This is a genomic window from Micromonospora sp. NPDC047620 (assembly GCF_043205005.1).
In the GTDB taxonomy this organism is placed as follows: Bacteria; Actinomycetota; Actinomycetes; order Mycobacteriales; family Micromonosporaceae; genus Micromonospora.
On the sequence record NZ_JBIDDG010000012.1, the window covers coordinates 103,629 to 118,140 of the forward strand.

Consider the following 14,512-nt stretch of genomic DNA (forward strand, 5'->3'; position numbering starts at 1 on the left):
GGCCCGACATGTGCCGAGTCGGTGAACGGCCGGTGGCGTCCCCGCGACGCGGGCCGCCGACGGTGTGTGATGCTGGCCTGCGATGAGCGAGCCCACCGAAACCCGCAAGCAGCGCGCCGCCCGCCGGGCCGGGGAGTTCCCGCCCGCCCCCGAGCCGCTGCCCCGCCCCGTGCTGGACAGCCACACCCACCTCGACATCACCGTCAGCGAGGCCGGCGTGCCCCCACAGGGCGCGACGGGCGAGCCGGGGGCGCGGGCAGATGCCGACTCGGGCGGCGGCCCCGCCGAGGACCCCGTCGCCGCGGTCGTCGCCGTCGCCGCCTCCGTGGGCGTCGACCGGCTGGTGCAGGTCGGGGTGGACGTGGCGTCGTCCCGCTGGGGCGCCGACGCCGCCGACGCCCACCCGGCCGTGCTGGCCACCGTGGCGCTGCACCCGAACGAGGCGCCCCGCCTGGCCGACCTCGACGAGGCGCTGCGCGAGATCGAGGCACTCGCCGCCCGCGACCGGGTACGCGGCGTCGGCGAGACCGGGATGGACTTCTACCGCACCGGGGAGGAGGGGCGGGCCGTGCAGGAGGAGAGCTTCCGCGCGCACATCGCCATCGCCAAGCGGTACGGCAAGGCGTTGGTCATCCACGACCGGGACGCGCACGCCGACGTGCTGCGGATCCTCGACGACGAGGGCGCGCCCGACACCGTGGTGCTGCACTGCTTCTCCGGCGACGCCGACTTCGCCGCCGAGTGCGTCCGCCGCGGCTACCTGCTCAGCTTCGCCGGCACCGTCACCTTCGGCAGCGCCGGGGCGCTGCGCGAGGCCGCCGCGCTGACCCCGCTCGACCAGATCCTGGTGGAGACCGACGCGCCGTACCTGACCCCGATGCCGCACCGTGGCCGACCCAACGCGTCGTACCTGATCCCGCTGACCGTCCGGGCGCTGGCCGAGACGACCGGCGCGGACCTGGATGATCTCTGCGCCGCCATCTCCGCCACCGGCGACCGCGTCTTCGGCCCGTGGTGACCGGCAGGTCCCCCGCCACGGGCCCCCTCCGCACGCCCGTGCCCGCCCGCATAGGCTACGGGGCGTGACCGGTCTCCTCGGCCCGGCGGAGATCCGGGAACTGGCCGCCCGGCTGGGCGTCGCCCCCACCAAGAGGCTCGGCCAGAACTTCGTGCACGACCCCAACACGGTGCGGCGCATCGTCACCGCCGCCGGGCTGACCCCGGACGACGTTGCGCTGGAGGTCGGCCCCGGCCTCGGCTCGCTCACCCTGGCCCTGCTCCCCGCCGCCGCCCACGTGCACGCCGTGGAGATCGACCCGACGCTGGCCGGCGCGCTGCCGGAGACCGCCGCCCGGCACGCCGGCCCGGACGCCGCCCGGCTCACCGTGCACCACGCCGACGCGCTGCGCGTACGCGCCGCCGACCTGGCCGACCCGGCGCCGACCGCGCTGGTGGCGAACCTGCCCTACAACGTGGCCGTGCCGGTGGTGCTGCACCTGCTCGCCGAGCTGCCCAGCCTGCGGCACGGCCTGGTGATGGTGCAGAAGGAGGTCGCCGACCGGCTCGTCGCCGGTCCCGGCTCCAAGGTGTACGGCGTCCCGTCGGTCAAGCTCGCCTGGTACTCCCGCGCCCGCGCCGCCGGGAAGGTCCCGCCGAACGTGTTCTGGCCGGTGCCGAACGTCGACTCCGGGCTGGTCGCCTTCACCCGCCGCGAGCCGCCCCGCGACGACGTACCCCGGGAACGGGTCTTCGCCGTGGTGGACGCGGCGTTCGCGCAGCGCCGCAAGACCCTGCGCGCCGCGCTGGCCGGCTGGGCAGGCGGCGCGGACCGGGCCGCCGCCGCGCTCGCCGCCGCCGGCGTCGACCCCGGCGCGCGCGGCGAGTCGCTCTCCGTCGAGCAGTTCGCCGCCATCGCCGCGTCGGCTCCGGCCGCCCCGTCCGCCGCACAGTAGGCTGACGCCGTGCCCGCCCCGGGCCATCCGCACGTGTACGCGTACGACCTGGTCGACGGCCGGTGCGTGCCGGCCGCCGACGCCGCCGAGGAGCTGATCGTGGAGAAGCCGTTCGACATCCGCCTGCGCCTGCGGGACACCGCCCCGTGACCGAGGCCTGGGGACCGGACGACGAGGACGAGCAGCGGCGGCGCGGCGCCAGCGGACCGGTGCGGGTCCGGGTGCCCGCCAAGGTCAACCTGCACCTCGGGGTGGGGCCGCTGCGCCGCGACGGCTACCACGAGCTGAACACCGTCTACCACGCCATCTCCATCCACGACGAGCTGACCGCCCGCCGGGGCGACACGCTCACCCTCACCATGGAGGGCGAGGGCGCCGGCGAGCTGGCCTTGGACGACTCCAACCTGGTCATCCGGGCGGCCCACGCCCTCGCCGCGTACGCCGGGGTGACGCCGCACGCCCGGCTGCACCTGCGCAAGCAGATCCCGCTGGCCGGCGGGCTGGCCGGGGGCAGCGCCGACGCCGCCGCCGCACTGGTCGCCTGCGACGCGCTCTGGGGCACCGGGCTGTCCCGCGACGAACTGGCCGGGATCGCCGCCGACCTGGGCTCCGACGTGCCGTTCCTGATCCACGGCGGCACGGCGCTCGGCACCGGCCGGGGCGAGGCGGTCAGCCCGGTGCTGGCCCGCCCCACGTCCTGGCACTGGGTGGTCGCCGTCGCCGACGGCGGCCTCTCCACCCCGGCCGCCTACCGCGAACTGGACCGGCTCCGCGACGCCGGCACCGCCGGTGCGCCGCTGGGCAGCACCGACGCGCTGCTCGCGGCGCTGCGCCAGCGGGACCCGCGGGTGCTCGCCGCGGCCCTCGGCAACGACCTCCAGGACGCCGCCCTGGCCATGCGCCCGTCGCTGGCGGCGACGCTGAAGGCCGGCGAGGCGGCCGGCGCGCTCGCCGGCATCGTCTCCGGCTCGGGGCCGACCTGCGTCTTCCTCGCCGTGGACGCCGCCGACGCCGAACGGATCGCCGCCGAGCTGGCGTCGGCCGGGGTGTGCCGCGAGGCACGGACCGCCCACGGCCCGGTCGCCGGCGCCCGCGTCATCTGACCGCCGGCGCTCCGGCGCCCGCTGACCTGGAACAAGCCGGCCGCCCCGCTGGTTGACCCGCGGCGGGCCCGGCTCCGGCCGGGGCGGGCCCCGGCGCCCGCGTACCCTGGGAGGCTCAGGCGTCCCAGGTGCCGACCGGCACGGGGACGCCTTGATCATGGGAGGTGAGGTCGTGGCCAACATCGTCAACCTGGACCGGGTGTCCAAGGGCTACGGCGCCGCCGGGCCACTGCTCACCGACGTCTCGCTCGGCCTCGACGACGCCGACCGGATCGGCGTGGTCGGCCTCAACGGCGCCGGCAAGTCCACCCTGCTGCGGCTGCTCACCAAGCAGGAGGAACCGGACGACGGGCGCGTCACCCACCGCCGTGACCTGCGGGTCGCCTGGCTGCCGCAGAGCCTGACGCTCGCCCCCGACGCCACCGTCCGGGACGTGGTGCTCGGCACGGCCTGGCTCGGCGAGAGCATGGGCGCCGAGCACGAGTGGGCCGGCGACGCCGGCGTCCGTGCCATCCTCGACGGCCTCGGCATGCCCCATCTCGGGCTCGACCAGCGGGTCGGCCCGATGTCCGGCGGCGAGCGGCGGCGCGTCGCCCTGGCCGCGCTGCTGGTCCGCGAGTCCGACCTGCTCATCCTCGACGAGCCCACCAACCACCTCGACGTCGGCGGCGTCGACTGGCTGGCCCGCCACCTCGTCGGCCGCAAGGGCGCGCTCGTCGTGGTCACCCACGACCGGTGGTTCCTCGACGCCGTCTGCACCACCACCTGGGAGGTCGCCGACCAGACCGTCCGGGCGTACGAGGGCGGCTTCGCCGCCTGGACCCTCGCCCGCGCCGAGCGCGAGCGGGTCGCCGCGGCCACCGAGGCCCGCCGGCAGAACCTGCTCCGCAAGGAGATCGCCTGGCTGCGCCGGGGCCCGCCCGCCCGCACCTCCAAGCCTCGGTTCCGCATCGACGCGGCCAACGCGCTCATCGCCGACGTCCCGCCGCCGCGCGACACCATGTCGCTGCAACGGCTCGCCACTGCCCGGCTCGGCAAGCAGGTGTACGACCTGGAGCAGGTGACCCTGCACGCCGGCCCGAAGGAGATCCTGCGCGACGTCACCTGGCAGGTCGGCCCCGGTGACCGCATCGCGATCCTCGGCCGCAACGGCGCCGGCAAGACAACCCTGCTGCGGATGCTGGCCGGCGTCACCCGCCCCGACGGCGGGCGCCTCGCCACCGGCTCGACCGTCCGGCCGGCCTTCCTCTCCCAGGAGCTGGCCGAGCTGCCCGGTCACCTGCGGGTCCTCGAAGCCGTCGAGGAGGTCGCCCGCCGGGTGCAGCTCGGCGACCGGGAGGTCTCCGCCGCCCAGCTCGCCGAGGTGTTCGGCTTCGACGACCGGCGGCTCTGGACCCCGGTCAGCGACCTCTCCGGTGGCGAGCGCCGCCGGTTGCAGATGCTCCGGCTGCTCGCCGGGGAGCCCAACGTGCTCCTGTTCGACGAGCCCACCAACGACCTCGACACCGACACCCTCGCCGCTCTGGAGGACCTGCTCGACTCCTGGCCCGGCACCATCGTCGTGGCCAGCCACGACCGCTACCTCATCGAGCGGGTCACGGACGTCGCGTACGGGATGTTCGGCGACGGGCGGCTGGTGCACCTGCCCGGTGGCGTCGACGAGTACCTCGCCCGGGCCGCCGGCCGACCCGGACCGGCCCCGACCGAGCCGGCCGCCGCGGTCAGCGCCGACGCGCCGGCCGAGGTCGGCATGTCCGCCGCCGAGGCGCGCCAGGCCCGCAAGGAACTGGCCCGGCTGGAACGGCAGATCGCCAAGCTGGAGCAGAAGGAGGCCGCCCTGCTCGACCAGCTCGCCGCGCACGCCACCGACTACGCCAAGGTCGCGGAACTCGACGCGCAACTCAAGGAGCTGCGGGCCGAGCGGGAGCGGACCGAGGAGACCTGGCTGGCCCTGGCGGACGAGATCCCGGCGATCTGAGCCGGCCCTCGGCGTGGCGTCGCACGCGGGAGGACCCCGTGTGCGGCGTCACACCGCCACGTGCGGGACAATCGTCCGCGACCCCTCACCCGAACGGCGTTGGAGACACAGACATGGCCCACACCCCCGTCAACCACCCCGCGCGGCCGGTCTACCGGGCGATCGGCGGGCTGACCGGTCTGTACCTGGTGGCCTTCGGCGTGCTCGGCATCATCGCGAGCGCCGGCAACGAGGTCCTCGCCCAGGATGACACCCAGGTCCTCGGCCAGGGCACGAACCTCGGCTTCTCGCTGCTCACCGCCCTGCTCGGGGCGGCGGTGCTGGCCGGCACCGTGATCGGTCGCAACATCGACGTCATGATCAACCAGTGGATGGCGTACGGCATCATGGTGATCAGCCTCGCCGGTCTCGCCTTCATCCAGACCGAGGCCAACATCTTCAACTTCAGCATCATCACCGTCATCGTGCTGATGGTGGTCAGCCTGGTCCTGCTGACGGCCGGCATGTACGGCAAGGTCGGCACCGAGGAGGAGCAGGAGGCCTGGCAGAAGGCCCGCCTCGTGCTCTGAGTCGTCGCTGGTTGCTCTCCGGGTTGTCGCCGGAGCCCGCCCCGCTCCGGGCGGTCAGGCTTGATCCCTCCGCAGGTCGGGCTCCGGCGACAACCGACCTGGTCCCGCTCCATCCCGGCCCTGCGGCCGGTGGGGTGGGATCTTTGTGGTTCTGGCCTCTGCCGAATGCCGCCTTCGCGCGTTTTGCCGGACATCGGCCTTCTGTCCGGGTGACAATCGGGTGATTGTCACTACTCGGGCGGAGGGGCCATGGTGCACTTTCCGGTAAACCACCCGGCGCGGCCGATCTACCGGGTCCTCGCCGGGCTGGTCGGGCTCTACATCCTGGTCTTCGGGGTCTGGGGCACCGTCCAGACGCTAGGCGAACCACTCTTCGACCGGGGCGACACCTGGGTCCTCGGGCTCCGCACCAACCTGGCGTTCTCGCTGGTCTCGGTGATCTTCGGAATCGTCCTGATCATCGGCGCCTCACGGCGCGGCAACCTCGGCCACTACATGAACCTGACCGCCGGAGTCGTCTTCCTGGTGACCAGCATCCTCATGATGGCCGTGCTCCAGACCGAGGCCAACTTCCTCAACTTCTCGATGTCCACCGTCATCGTGTCGATGTTCTTCGGCCTCCTCCTGCTCGGCACCGGCCTGTACGACAAGGTCGGCACCGACGAACACGCCGCGGAGGAGCGGCGCCACCGCCACCACCCCGTCTCCGAGGCGCACACCCGCTGACCGGCGGCGGACTCAGCGCCCCCGCACCGTGATCAGGCCCGGCTTGGCCTCCAGGTGCGACAGCCCGTTCCAGGCCAGGTTGACCAGGTGCGCCGCCACCGTCTCCTTCCGCGGCTTGCGCACCTCCAGCCACCAGCGGCCCGTCAGCGCCACCATGCCCACCAGTGCCTGCGAGTAGAGCTCGGCCAGCTTCGGGTCGTACCCGCGGCTGGAGAACTCCGCGCCCAGGATGTGCTCCACCTGGTGTGCCACGTCGTTCATCACGCTGCTGAAGTTGCCCGTCGCCGACAGCACCGGAGACTCGCGCACCAGCACCCGGAAGCCGCTGGTCTCCTCCTCGATGTACGTCAGCAGGGCCATCGCCGCCTGCTCCAGCAGCTCCCGCGGGTGGCCGGCGGTCAGGGCCGTGGTGATCCGGTCCAGCAGGGCCCGGACCTCCCGGTCCACCACCACCGCATAGAGCCCCTCCTTGCCGCCGAAGTGCTCGTAGACCACCGGCTTGGAGACCTTCGCGCGGGCCGCCACCTCCTCTATCGAGGTGGCGTCGAAACCGCGCTCGGCGAAGATCTGCCGGGCGGTCGAGATCAACTGCTCGCGGCGCTGGGCGGCCGACATGCGTACCCGTGAGGAGGGCTTGCCGGCGGGGGCCGCTCGCCGCCTGCCGGTGCTGCCGTCGCTGCCAGGGGCATCCGCCATGTCGTCACTCCGCCGGCGCTCGGTGACGCCCTGTCGTGGGATGGAGCCGCCGGTGTGCTGGCTCATCTGGTCGCCCCACCGTCGGCCGGTCCGGTGGCGCTGCCGCGCCGTCCGACCGTGTCCCCGCCGGGCCCGGCTCCCATGGTGCCGGGCTGTCCGTCGTTGCCCCCGCTGTGCTCGGTCACCCGGCCATACTGCCAGGTAACCTTCCCCGGCACCGCCCGGTTCACCGCTCGGTGACCGGCTTGACGAGCTTCGCCGCGATGCGTTCGGGCTTCGGCCACCGCACGTCCCAGGCCGCGCCGACCTTCTCGAACAGCCAGATCACCCGGGCCGAGATGTCCACCTGGCCCCGCAGTACGCCGTGTCGGGCGCTGGTCGGGTCGGCGTGGTGCAGGTTGTGCCAGCTCTCGCCGAGCGACAGGATCGCCAGCGGCCAGAAGTTCGACGCCCGGTCGCCCTGACGCATCGCGAACGGCCGTTCCCCGTAGACGTGGCACACCGAGTTGATCGACCAGGTCACGTGGTGCAGCAGGGCGATGCGGACCAGGCCGCCCCAGAAGAGCGCGGTCAGCGCGCCCTGCCACGACCAGGTGAGCAGGCCGCCCGTCAGCGCGGGCCCCAGCACCGAGACGGTCACCAGCAGCGGGAAGAGCCGGTCCACCCGGTTGATGTCCCGGTCGGCGAGCAGGTCCGGGGCGAACCGCTTCCGGTTGGACAACTCCCGGCCGAAGAGCCAGCCGACGTGCGCGTGGAACAGGCCTTTGACCAGGCCACGGACGTTCTCCCCGAACCGCCACGGCGAGTGCGGGTCGCCGTCGAGGTCGGAGAAGGCGTGATGGCGCCGGTGGTCGGCCACCCACTGGATGATCTCGCCCTGCACCGCCAGCGAGCCCGAGACCGCCAGCGCCACCCGCAGCCACCGCTTGGCCTTGAACGAGCCGTGCGTGAAGTACCGGTGGTAGCCGACGGTGATGCCCAGCCCCGAGATCGCGTACCAGACCGCGGCCACGGCCACGTCGGTCCAGCTCAGCCAGCCGCCCCAGGCGACCGGTACGGCGGCGACGAGGGCCAGGAAGGGGACCACCACGAACGCCCAGAGGGCAACGAGGATGCCTCGGGACTGGCTGCCCTGGGTGAGGGGTTTGGGGCCGCCGGCGGCGGGCTCGAGGAGTGTGGTGGACATGGCACCTCGCAGAGGGACGGGAGATCACGAAGTTACGCCTACGTCACCGTAACTTAGGTTCCCGGGGAGCGCAGCGGACAGCGTCGGGCATGAATGTTCAGTAGTGTCGTACGCGCGTTCTAACGTGCTGCTCATGACCGATTCATTGGCCAACGGGCCGTCGCCGCAGCCCGCCCGGAGTTATCGCGGGCCAATCCCCGAGCTGCACGAGGAGGCACTCCGTCTGCGCCAGCGCGGATGCACCGTTCCGGAGATCGCGAAGCGCGTCGGCGTGGCTCGTTCCATCGCCTACCAGTGGGTCCGTCACCTCCCGATCGACCGCGACTCGGAAGAGGTGAGGGCGCGCCGGCGGGCGCACTCCAAGGTGATGACCGACGCGCAGTGGGGTCAGCACCGCGCGGCCCGCGACGCCGCCCGGGCGGAGACGGTGGCGAAGGCTGCGGCCTGGGTCAAGCAGCTGCGCCACCGCGAGCTGGTCCTCGTCGGCGCGGCGATCTACTGGTGCGAGGGCGGCAAGGCCAAGCCATGGCGCCCCAACGACTGCCGGGTCAAGTTCATCAACAGCGACCCGGCTCTGGTGTTGTTGTTCCTCCGGTTCGTGGAGGCGCTCGGAGTCGGCCCGGCCGCGTTGCGGTTCCGGGTCAGCATCCACGAGAACGCGGACGAGGCGGAGGCGGTGCGGTGGTGGGCCGAGCTGGTCGGGGTGCCGGCAGAGGAGTTCCAACGCTCGTCGCTCAAGCGGCACCGGCCGGAGACGAAACGGCAAGACGCCGGAGAGGGTTACCGAGGCTGTCTCACCGTCAACGTCCTGCGATCGAGTCGCCTCTACTGGAAGGTCGAGGGGATCATGAAGGGAATGAGCGATGGCGTCCCGGGCTGGGGGCGCTAAGGTGTAGGGGCCGGCGGGCCGAATTCTTGTCCGTTTTAGACCGTCCCGGGTCGTCTAATGGCAGGACGTCAGGTTTTGGTCCTGATTGTAGGGGTTCGAGTCCTCTCCCGGGAGCTTCCGCTCGTCGCGGACGATGTCTGGTTAGCATGGCCGCGAGAGTGTCCGCCGTCCCGACGGGAGCCCGCGTCGTGTCCCAGCCCCACCTCCGCACCGTTGTCGTGCTCGCCGCCGGGGAGGGCAAGCGGATGAAGTCGGCGCTGCCCAAGGTGCTGCACCCGCTGCTCGGTCGTACCCTCGTCGGCCACGTGCTCGCCGCGGCCACGCCACTGGCCGCCGACCGCACGGTGGTCGTGGTGGGTCACGGCGCCGACCAGGTCCGCGCGCACCTGGCGGAGATCGCCCCCCAGGCCACGCCGGTGCTCCAGGCCGAGCAACTCGGCACCGGGCACGCCGTCCGGATCGCCCTGGACGCCGTGCCGGACGCGACGGGCACCGTCGTCGTGATCAACGGCGACGTGCCGCTGCTCCGCCCGGAGACGGTGGCCGCGCTCGTCGAGGCGCACGAGGGCGTGGGCGCGGCGGCGACCGTACTCGCCGCGGAGGTGCCCGACCCGACCGGCCTGGGCCGGATCGTGCGGGACGCCGACGGGCGGCTGGAGCAGATCGTCGAGGAGCGGGACGCCACCCCGGCGCAGCGCGCGATCCGGGAGATCAACGCCGGCATCTACGCGTTCGACGCGGCCCGGCTGCGCGACGCGCTCGGCAAGCTGTCGACCGACAACGACCAGGGCGAGGAGTACCTGACGGACGTCTTCGGTCTGCTGGTCTCGGCCGGCGAGCCGGTGGCGGTGCACGTCGCCGCCGACCACGTCGAGACGCTGGGCTGCAACGACCGGGTCGAGTTGGCCGCGCTGCGCCGCCTGCTGCGCGACCGGGTCAACGAGGCCTGGATGCGGACGGGGGTCAGCCTGCTCGACCCGGACACCACGTGGATCGACGTGACGGTCGCCCTGGACCGGGACGCCGTGGTCGACCAGAACACCCAGCTGCGCGGCGGCACGGTGGTCGGCACCGGCGCGGTCGTGGGGCCGGACGTGACGCTGATCGACACCGTGGTCGGCCCGGGCGCCACCGTGCTGCGCAGCCACGCGGTGGGCGCCGAGGTCGGTCCGGGCGCCACCGTCGGGCCGTACGCGTACCTGCGGCCGGACGCCCGGCTGGCGGAGAAGGCCAAGGTGGGCACGTTCGTCGAGGTGAAGAACTCCGAGGTGGGCGCGGGCGCGAAGGTGCCGCACCTGTCGTACGTGGGGGACGCGACGATCGGCGCGAAGGCCAACATCGGCGCGGCGACGATCTTCGTGAACTACGACGGGGTGAACAAGCACCGCACGACGGTCGGCGAGGCCGCCTTCATCGGCTGCGACACCAGCCTGATCGCGCCGGTCGAGGTGGGCGCGGGGGCGTACGTGGCGGCGGGCAGCGCGATCACCCAGGACGTGCCGCCCGGCGCGCTCGGGGTGACCCGGGCGCCGCAGCGCAGCATCGACGGCTGGGTGGCCCGCAAGCGGGCCGGCACGGCCTCCGCTGAGGCGGCCGAGCGGGCCGGCGGCGCTGGTCGGGCCGAAGAGGATGCGTCGGCGCGCGTTTTCGGGGCAAGTGAAGGTGAGGCAATCCACGGGGATGCCGAGGCGGTCAGCCCGGCGTCCGGCGCGGGGGATACTGCAACCGAATAGTCCCCGGCCCACCACCACCGTGCCGGGTACCACCGACCAACGGGAGCAGACGGGCCCATGGGCAGCATCGTCGCCGAAAACCGCAAGAGCCTGATGCTTTTTTCCGGACGTGGCTTTCCGGAGTTGGCCAAGGAGATCGGTGAGGTGCTCGGCGTCGCGCCGACGCCGGCCGACGCGTACGACTTCGCCAACGGTGAGATCTTCGTACGGTACAAGGACTCGGTGCGCGGTTCGGACGCCTTCGTGGTGCAGTCCGTGACGCACGGGGTCAACACCTGGGTCATGGAGACCCTGATCATGATCGACGCGCTGAAGCGCGGTTCGGCCAAGCGGATCACCGTGGTCCTGCCGTTCTACCCGTACGCCCGGCAGGACAAGAAGCACCGCGGCCGGGAGCCGATCTCGGCGCGCCTGATCGCGGACCTGTTGAAGACGGCCGGGGCCAACCGCATCCTCACCGTCGACCTGCACACCGCGCAGATCCAGGGCTTCTTCGACGGCCCGGTCGACCACCTGTTCGCGATGGACATCCTGGCCGAGTACGTCCAGCACAAGTACGCGGGCCGCCCGATGACGGTGGTCGCGCCGGACTCGGGCCGGGTGCGGGTGGCGGAGCGGTGGACCGACCGGTTGGGCGGCTGCCCGCTGGCCTTCATCCACAAGACCCGGGACCCGTTGAAGCCGAACCAGGTGGTGGCGAACCGCGTGGTCGGCGAGGTCGAGGGGCGGGTCTGCCTGATCGTCGACGACATGATCGACACGGGCGGCACGATCTGCAAGGCGGCGGACATCCTCCGGGAGTCCGGGGCCGCCGACGTGATCGTCGCCTCCACCCACGCCCTGCTCTCCGACCCGGCGACCGAGCGGCTGAAGAACAGCCCGATCAGCGAGGTCGTGGTGACCAACACGCTGCCGCTGCCGCCGGAGAAGCAGCTCGACAAGCTCACCGTGCTGTCGATCGCGCCGCTGCTGGCGCGGGCGATCCGCGAGGTGTTCGACGACGGCTCGGTGACCACTCTCTTCGGTGGCCTGAGCTGACCACCTGACGCGCGTGAGCCGGGGCGGGGGTGGTCTCCCGGCCCGGCGTCCGCGTCGTCCTGCGGGCCGGCGGGAACGGTGATATGGGGACTGCCGGAAAGCGCGGAATCAGCTCGGGTAGACTGGTGCGGTTGCCACGGCGAGGGTGCCCGGCGGGCCGCTGACAAGCGCCGCACGGAGGCACCGTCATCGACGCGGTGCTCCGGGCAGTCGTTCTCGACGCATGAGCCCCAGCGAGCCCCTCGCCCCAGCACCGCCAGTCGACAAGCCGCCGCAGCGAAGCATCAGGAGTTTCCCCGTGTCCGAGGTAAAGATCAGCGCCGAGCCCCGTACCGAGTTCGGCAAGGGTGGTGCCCGTCGTACCCGCCGGGCCGGCAAGGTGCCCGCCGTGCTGTACGGCCACGGCGAGAAGCCCAAGCACATCGCGCTGCCGGCCCGTGAGTTCGCGGCCGCGATCCGCAAGGGCGGCGCCAACCAGCTCTTCGCGATCGAGGTCAGCGACGGCACCCAGGTGCTGGCGCTGCCGAAGGCGATCCAGCGTGACCCGATCAAGGACACCTTCGAGCACGTGGACCTGCTGCTGGTCCGCCGGGGCGAGAAGGTCACCGTCGAGGTCCCGGTCCAGCTGATCGGTGAGGCCGCGAAGGACACCCTGATCGTGCACGACCACGACACCCTCTCGGTGACCGCCGACGCCACGAAGGTGCCGGACCACCTGGAGGCGTCGATCGAGGGCCTGGAGGCGGGCACCCAGGTCACCGCCGGCGACGTGGAGCTGCCGGCCGGCGTCGAGCTGGTCGCCGACCCGGAGCTGCCGGTCGCCGCGGTGACCGCCGCGCCGACCGCCGAGCAGCTCGAGGCCACCCTCCCCGAGGTCGAGGAGGCCGCCGAGGAGGCCGAGGCCGAGGTCGGCGAGGAGACCGCCGAGGGCGCCGAGGCTCCGGCCGCCGAGGGCGAGGAGACCGCCGAGGCGAAGACCGAGGCCTGATCGGTCCGCATCGTTGCCACAGGCGTCCCCGCGCGGTCGGGGGCGCCTGTCGGCGTATCGGTGCCCGGGCAGGTGGGTGAGGGCGAGCAGCGGGAGGGGCGGGGCGTGACGGACGAGACGGGGCCGTGGCTGGTGGTCGGCCTGGGCAACCCCGGTCGGGAGTACGCCGGCAACCGGCACAACGTCGGCTTCATGGTGGCCGACCTGCTGGCGGGTCGGCTCGGCGCGAGGTTCGGCCGGCACAAGCGGGCGGTGGCGGAGGTCGCCGAGGGGCGGCTCGGGCTCGGTGGGCCGAAGCTGGTGCTGGTCAAGCCGCTGACCTACATGAACCTCTCCGGTGGGCCGGTGGCCGGCCTGGCCCAGTTCCACAAGGTGCCGCCTGGCCAGGTGATCGCCGTGCACGACGAGCTGGACATCGGCTACGGCCAGGTGCGGGTGAAGTGCGGCGGCGGCGAGGGCGGGCACAACGGCCTGCGGTCGATGTCGAAGTCGCTGGGCACGAAGGAGTACGTCCGGGTGCGGTTCGGTATCGGCCGGCCGCCGGGACGGCAGGACCCGGCGGACTACGTACTGTCGGATTTCAGCGCGGCCGAGCGCAAGGAACTGGAGTTCCTGGTGGACCGGGCGGCGGACGTGGTGGAGTCGGTGATCACCAGGGGCGTGGAGCCGACGCAGAACCTCTACCACGGGGTGTGAGGGCCGGATCGCCCGCGGTGAGCCGGTAGTCTTCGCCTTTCGGCGTGGCGCACCGGCGACGCGGCTCGGCGCGCCGGCGCGGAGCGTGGCGAGGCGACGGGAGCGGGAATCATGGGCAGTCCTCCGATGATCGACGGCGCGTTCGCCCGGTGGCTGGCGGCCCGGGCCGGCCAGGCGCTGCTCGCGCTGCGGGCCGAGATGGGCTTCGCGGACGCGGGCGCGCTGAAGTCGGCGGGCGACAAGGTCTCGCACGACCTGATCCGCACCGAGTTGGCGAAGTGGCGGCCGGGTGACGCGGTGCTCTCCGAGGAGGACGAAGGGTCGCGGCTGGCCTGGGCGGCGGAGGTGAACGCCGGGGCGGTGTCCCGGCTGACCGCGGACCGGGTGTGGATCGTCGACCCGCTGGACGGCACCCGGGAGTTCGCCGAGGAGGGCCGGTCGGACTGGGCGGTGCACGTGGCGCTCTGGGCGCGCACCGCGCCGACGCCGCACGGCCTGGTCGCGGGAGCGGTGGGGTTGCCGGCGCAGCACCGGGTGCTGGGCACGGACTATCCGCCGGCGTACCCGCCGATGACGGTGGAGGCGGCGACCGCGCCCGGCGGGCGGACGATCCGCCTGGCGGCGAGCCGGAGCCGGCCGCCGGTGTTCCTGACCGACCTGGCGGAGGACGTCGGGGCGCACCTGGTGCCGATGGGCTCGGCCGGGGCGAAGATCGCCGCGGTGGTGACCGGTGAGGTGGACGCCTACATCCACGCGGGCGGGCAGTACGAGTGGGATTCGGCGGCGCCGGTGGCTGTGGCGACGGCCACCGGACTGCACGCTTCCCGGATCGACGGTTCTGCGCTGAGATACAACGAGGCGGATCCACGTCTGCCGGACCTGCTGGTCTGTCGCAAGGATCTCGCCAGTCGGTTGCTTGCAGCGTTGCAGCGTCATTCCGGGTAGCCTGAGCGGCACT

Annotated in this window: 15 protein-coding genes and 1 tRNA gene; 14 read left to right on the forward strand and 2 right to left on the reverse strand. The window is 73.0% G+C overall.

Annotation, left to right across the window (positions count from 1 at the left end):
- Positions 1–82 precede the first annotated feature (82 nt).
- The 7 genes from ACGF5C_RS16720 (at position 83) to ACGF5C_RS16750 (ending at position 6,328) form a co-directional block, all read left to right on the forward strand.
- Complete coding sequence (locus ACGF5C_RS16720; RefSeq protein WP_393302473.1) at positions 83–1,018, forward strand: TatD family hydrolase; 936 nt, start codon at positions 83–85, stop codon at positions 1,016–1,018.
- 64 nt (positions 1,019–1,082) lie between these two features.
- Positions 1,083–1,952, forward strand: a complete 870-nt coding sequence (gene rsmA, locus ACGF5C_RS16725; protein ID WP_357457251.1) for a 16S rRNA (adenine(1518)-N(6)/adenine(1519)-N(6))-dimethyltransferase RsmA — start codon at positions 1,083–1,085, stop codon at positions 1,950–1,952.
- 9 nt (positions 1,953–1,961) lie between these two features.
- Entirely contained in the window at positions 1,962–2,102 is a 141-nt protein-coding gene (locus tag ACGF5C_RS16730; RefSeq protein WP_350701394.1) for a hypothetical protein, read from the forward strand.
- Complete coding sequence (locus tag ACGF5C_RS16735) at positions 2,099–3,055, forward strand: 4-(cytidine 5'-diphospho)-2-C-methyl-D-erythritol kinase (RefSeq protein WP_393302477.1); 957 nt, start codon at positions 2,099–2,101, stop codon at positions 3,053–3,055. Before ACGF5C_RS16730 ends, ACGF5C_RS16735 begins: the two co-directional genes overlap by 4 nt.
- Before the next feature lie 172 nt (positions 3,056–3,227).
- Positions 3,228–5,033 (forward strand): ABC-F family ATP-binding cassette domain-containing protein, encoded by a 1,806-nt coding sequence (locus tag ACGF5C_RS16740; RefSeq protein ID WP_393302480.1) that lies wholly within the window; start codon positions 3,228–3,230, stop codon positions 5,031–5,033.
- Between the two features lie 113 nt (positions 5,034–5,146).
- Entirely contained in the window at positions 5,147–5,602 is a 456-nt protein-coding gene (locus ACGF5C_RS16745) for a DUF4383 domain-containing protein (RefSeq protein WP_393302483.1), read from the forward strand.
- A 249-nt stretch (positions 5,603–5,851) separates the two neighbouring features.
- Positions 5,852–6,328 carry a DUF4383 domain-containing protein gene (locus ACGF5C_RS16750; protein ID WP_357694138.1) on the forward strand — a complete coding sequence of 159 codons (477 nt, stop codon included), beginning with the start codon at positions 5,852–5,854 and terminating at the stop codon, positions 6,326–6,328.
- 12 nt (positions 6,329–6,340) lie between these two features.
- On the opposite strand, the gene ACGF5C_RS16755 is transcribed toward ACGF5C_RS16750, so the two are convergent.
- A complete protein-coding gene (locus tag ACGF5C_RS16755) occupies positions 6,341–7,024 on the reverse strand; it encodes a TetR family transcriptional regulator (RefSeq protein ID WP_393302762.1) in 684 nt (227 codons plus the stop codon).
- 226 nt (positions 7,025–7,250) lie between these two features.
- On the reverse strand, positions 7,251–8,210 hold the full coding sequence (locus ACGF5C_RS16760; RefSeq protein WP_393302485.1) for an acyl-CoA desaturase: 960 nt from the start codon (positions 8,208–8,210) through the stop codon (positions 7,251–7,253).
- A gap of 133 nt (positions 8,211–8,343) precedes the next feature.
- On the opposite strand from ACGF5C_RS16760, the gene ACGF5C_RS16765 reads away from it, so the two are divergent.
- The 7 genes from ACGF5C_RS16765 to ACGF5C_RS16795 all read left to right on the forward strand — a co-directional run bounded on the left by ACGF5C_RS16765 (position 8,344) and on the right by ACGF5C_RS16795 (position 14,499).
- A complete protein-coding gene (locus ACGF5C_RS16765; protein ID WP_393302488.1) occupies positions 8,344–9,099 on the forward strand; it encodes a resolvase in 756 nt (251 codons plus the stop codon).
- A 43-nt stretch (positions 9,100–9,142) separates the two neighbouring features.
- A tRNA-Gln gene (locus ACGF5C_RS16770) sits at positions 9,143–9,213 on the forward strand.
- Positions 9,214–9,245: 32 nt separating this feature from the next.
- Positions 9,246–10,832 (forward strand): bifunctional UDP-N-acetylglucosamine diphosphorylase/glucosamine-1-phosphate N-acetyltransferase GlmU, encoded by a 1,587-nt coding sequence (gene glmU, locus ACGF5C_RS16775; protein WP_393302491.1) that lies wholly within the window; start codon positions 9,246–9,248, stop codon positions 10,830–10,832.
- A 57-nt stretch (positions 10,833–10,889) separates the two neighbouring features.
- Entirely contained in the window at positions 10,890–11,870 is a 981-nt protein-coding gene (locus ACGF5C_RS16780; RefSeq protein WP_350712050.1) for a ribose-phosphate diphosphokinase, read from the forward strand.
- 298 nt (positions 11,871–12,168) lie between these two features.
- Positions 12,169–12,858: a 50S ribosomal protein L25/general stress protein Ctc gene (locus ACGF5C_RS16785; protein WP_393302494.1), complete on the forward strand. Its 690-nt coding sequence runs from the start codon at positions 12,169–12,171 to the stop codon at positions 12,856–12,858.
- Between the two features lie 105 nt (positions 12,859–12,963).
- Entirely contained in the window at positions 12,964–13,554 is a 591-nt protein-coding gene (pth, locus tag ACGF5C_RS16790; protein ID WP_393302497.1) for an aminoacyl-tRNA hydrolase, read from the forward strand.
- A 111-nt stretch (positions 13,555–13,665) separates the two neighbouring features.
- On the forward strand, positions 13,666–14,499 hold the full coding sequence (locus ACGF5C_RS16795; protein ID WP_357694150.1) for an inositol monophosphatase family protein: 834 nt from the start codon (positions 13,666–13,668) through the stop codon (positions 14,497–14,499).
- Positions 14,500–14,512 lie beyond the last annotated feature (13 nt).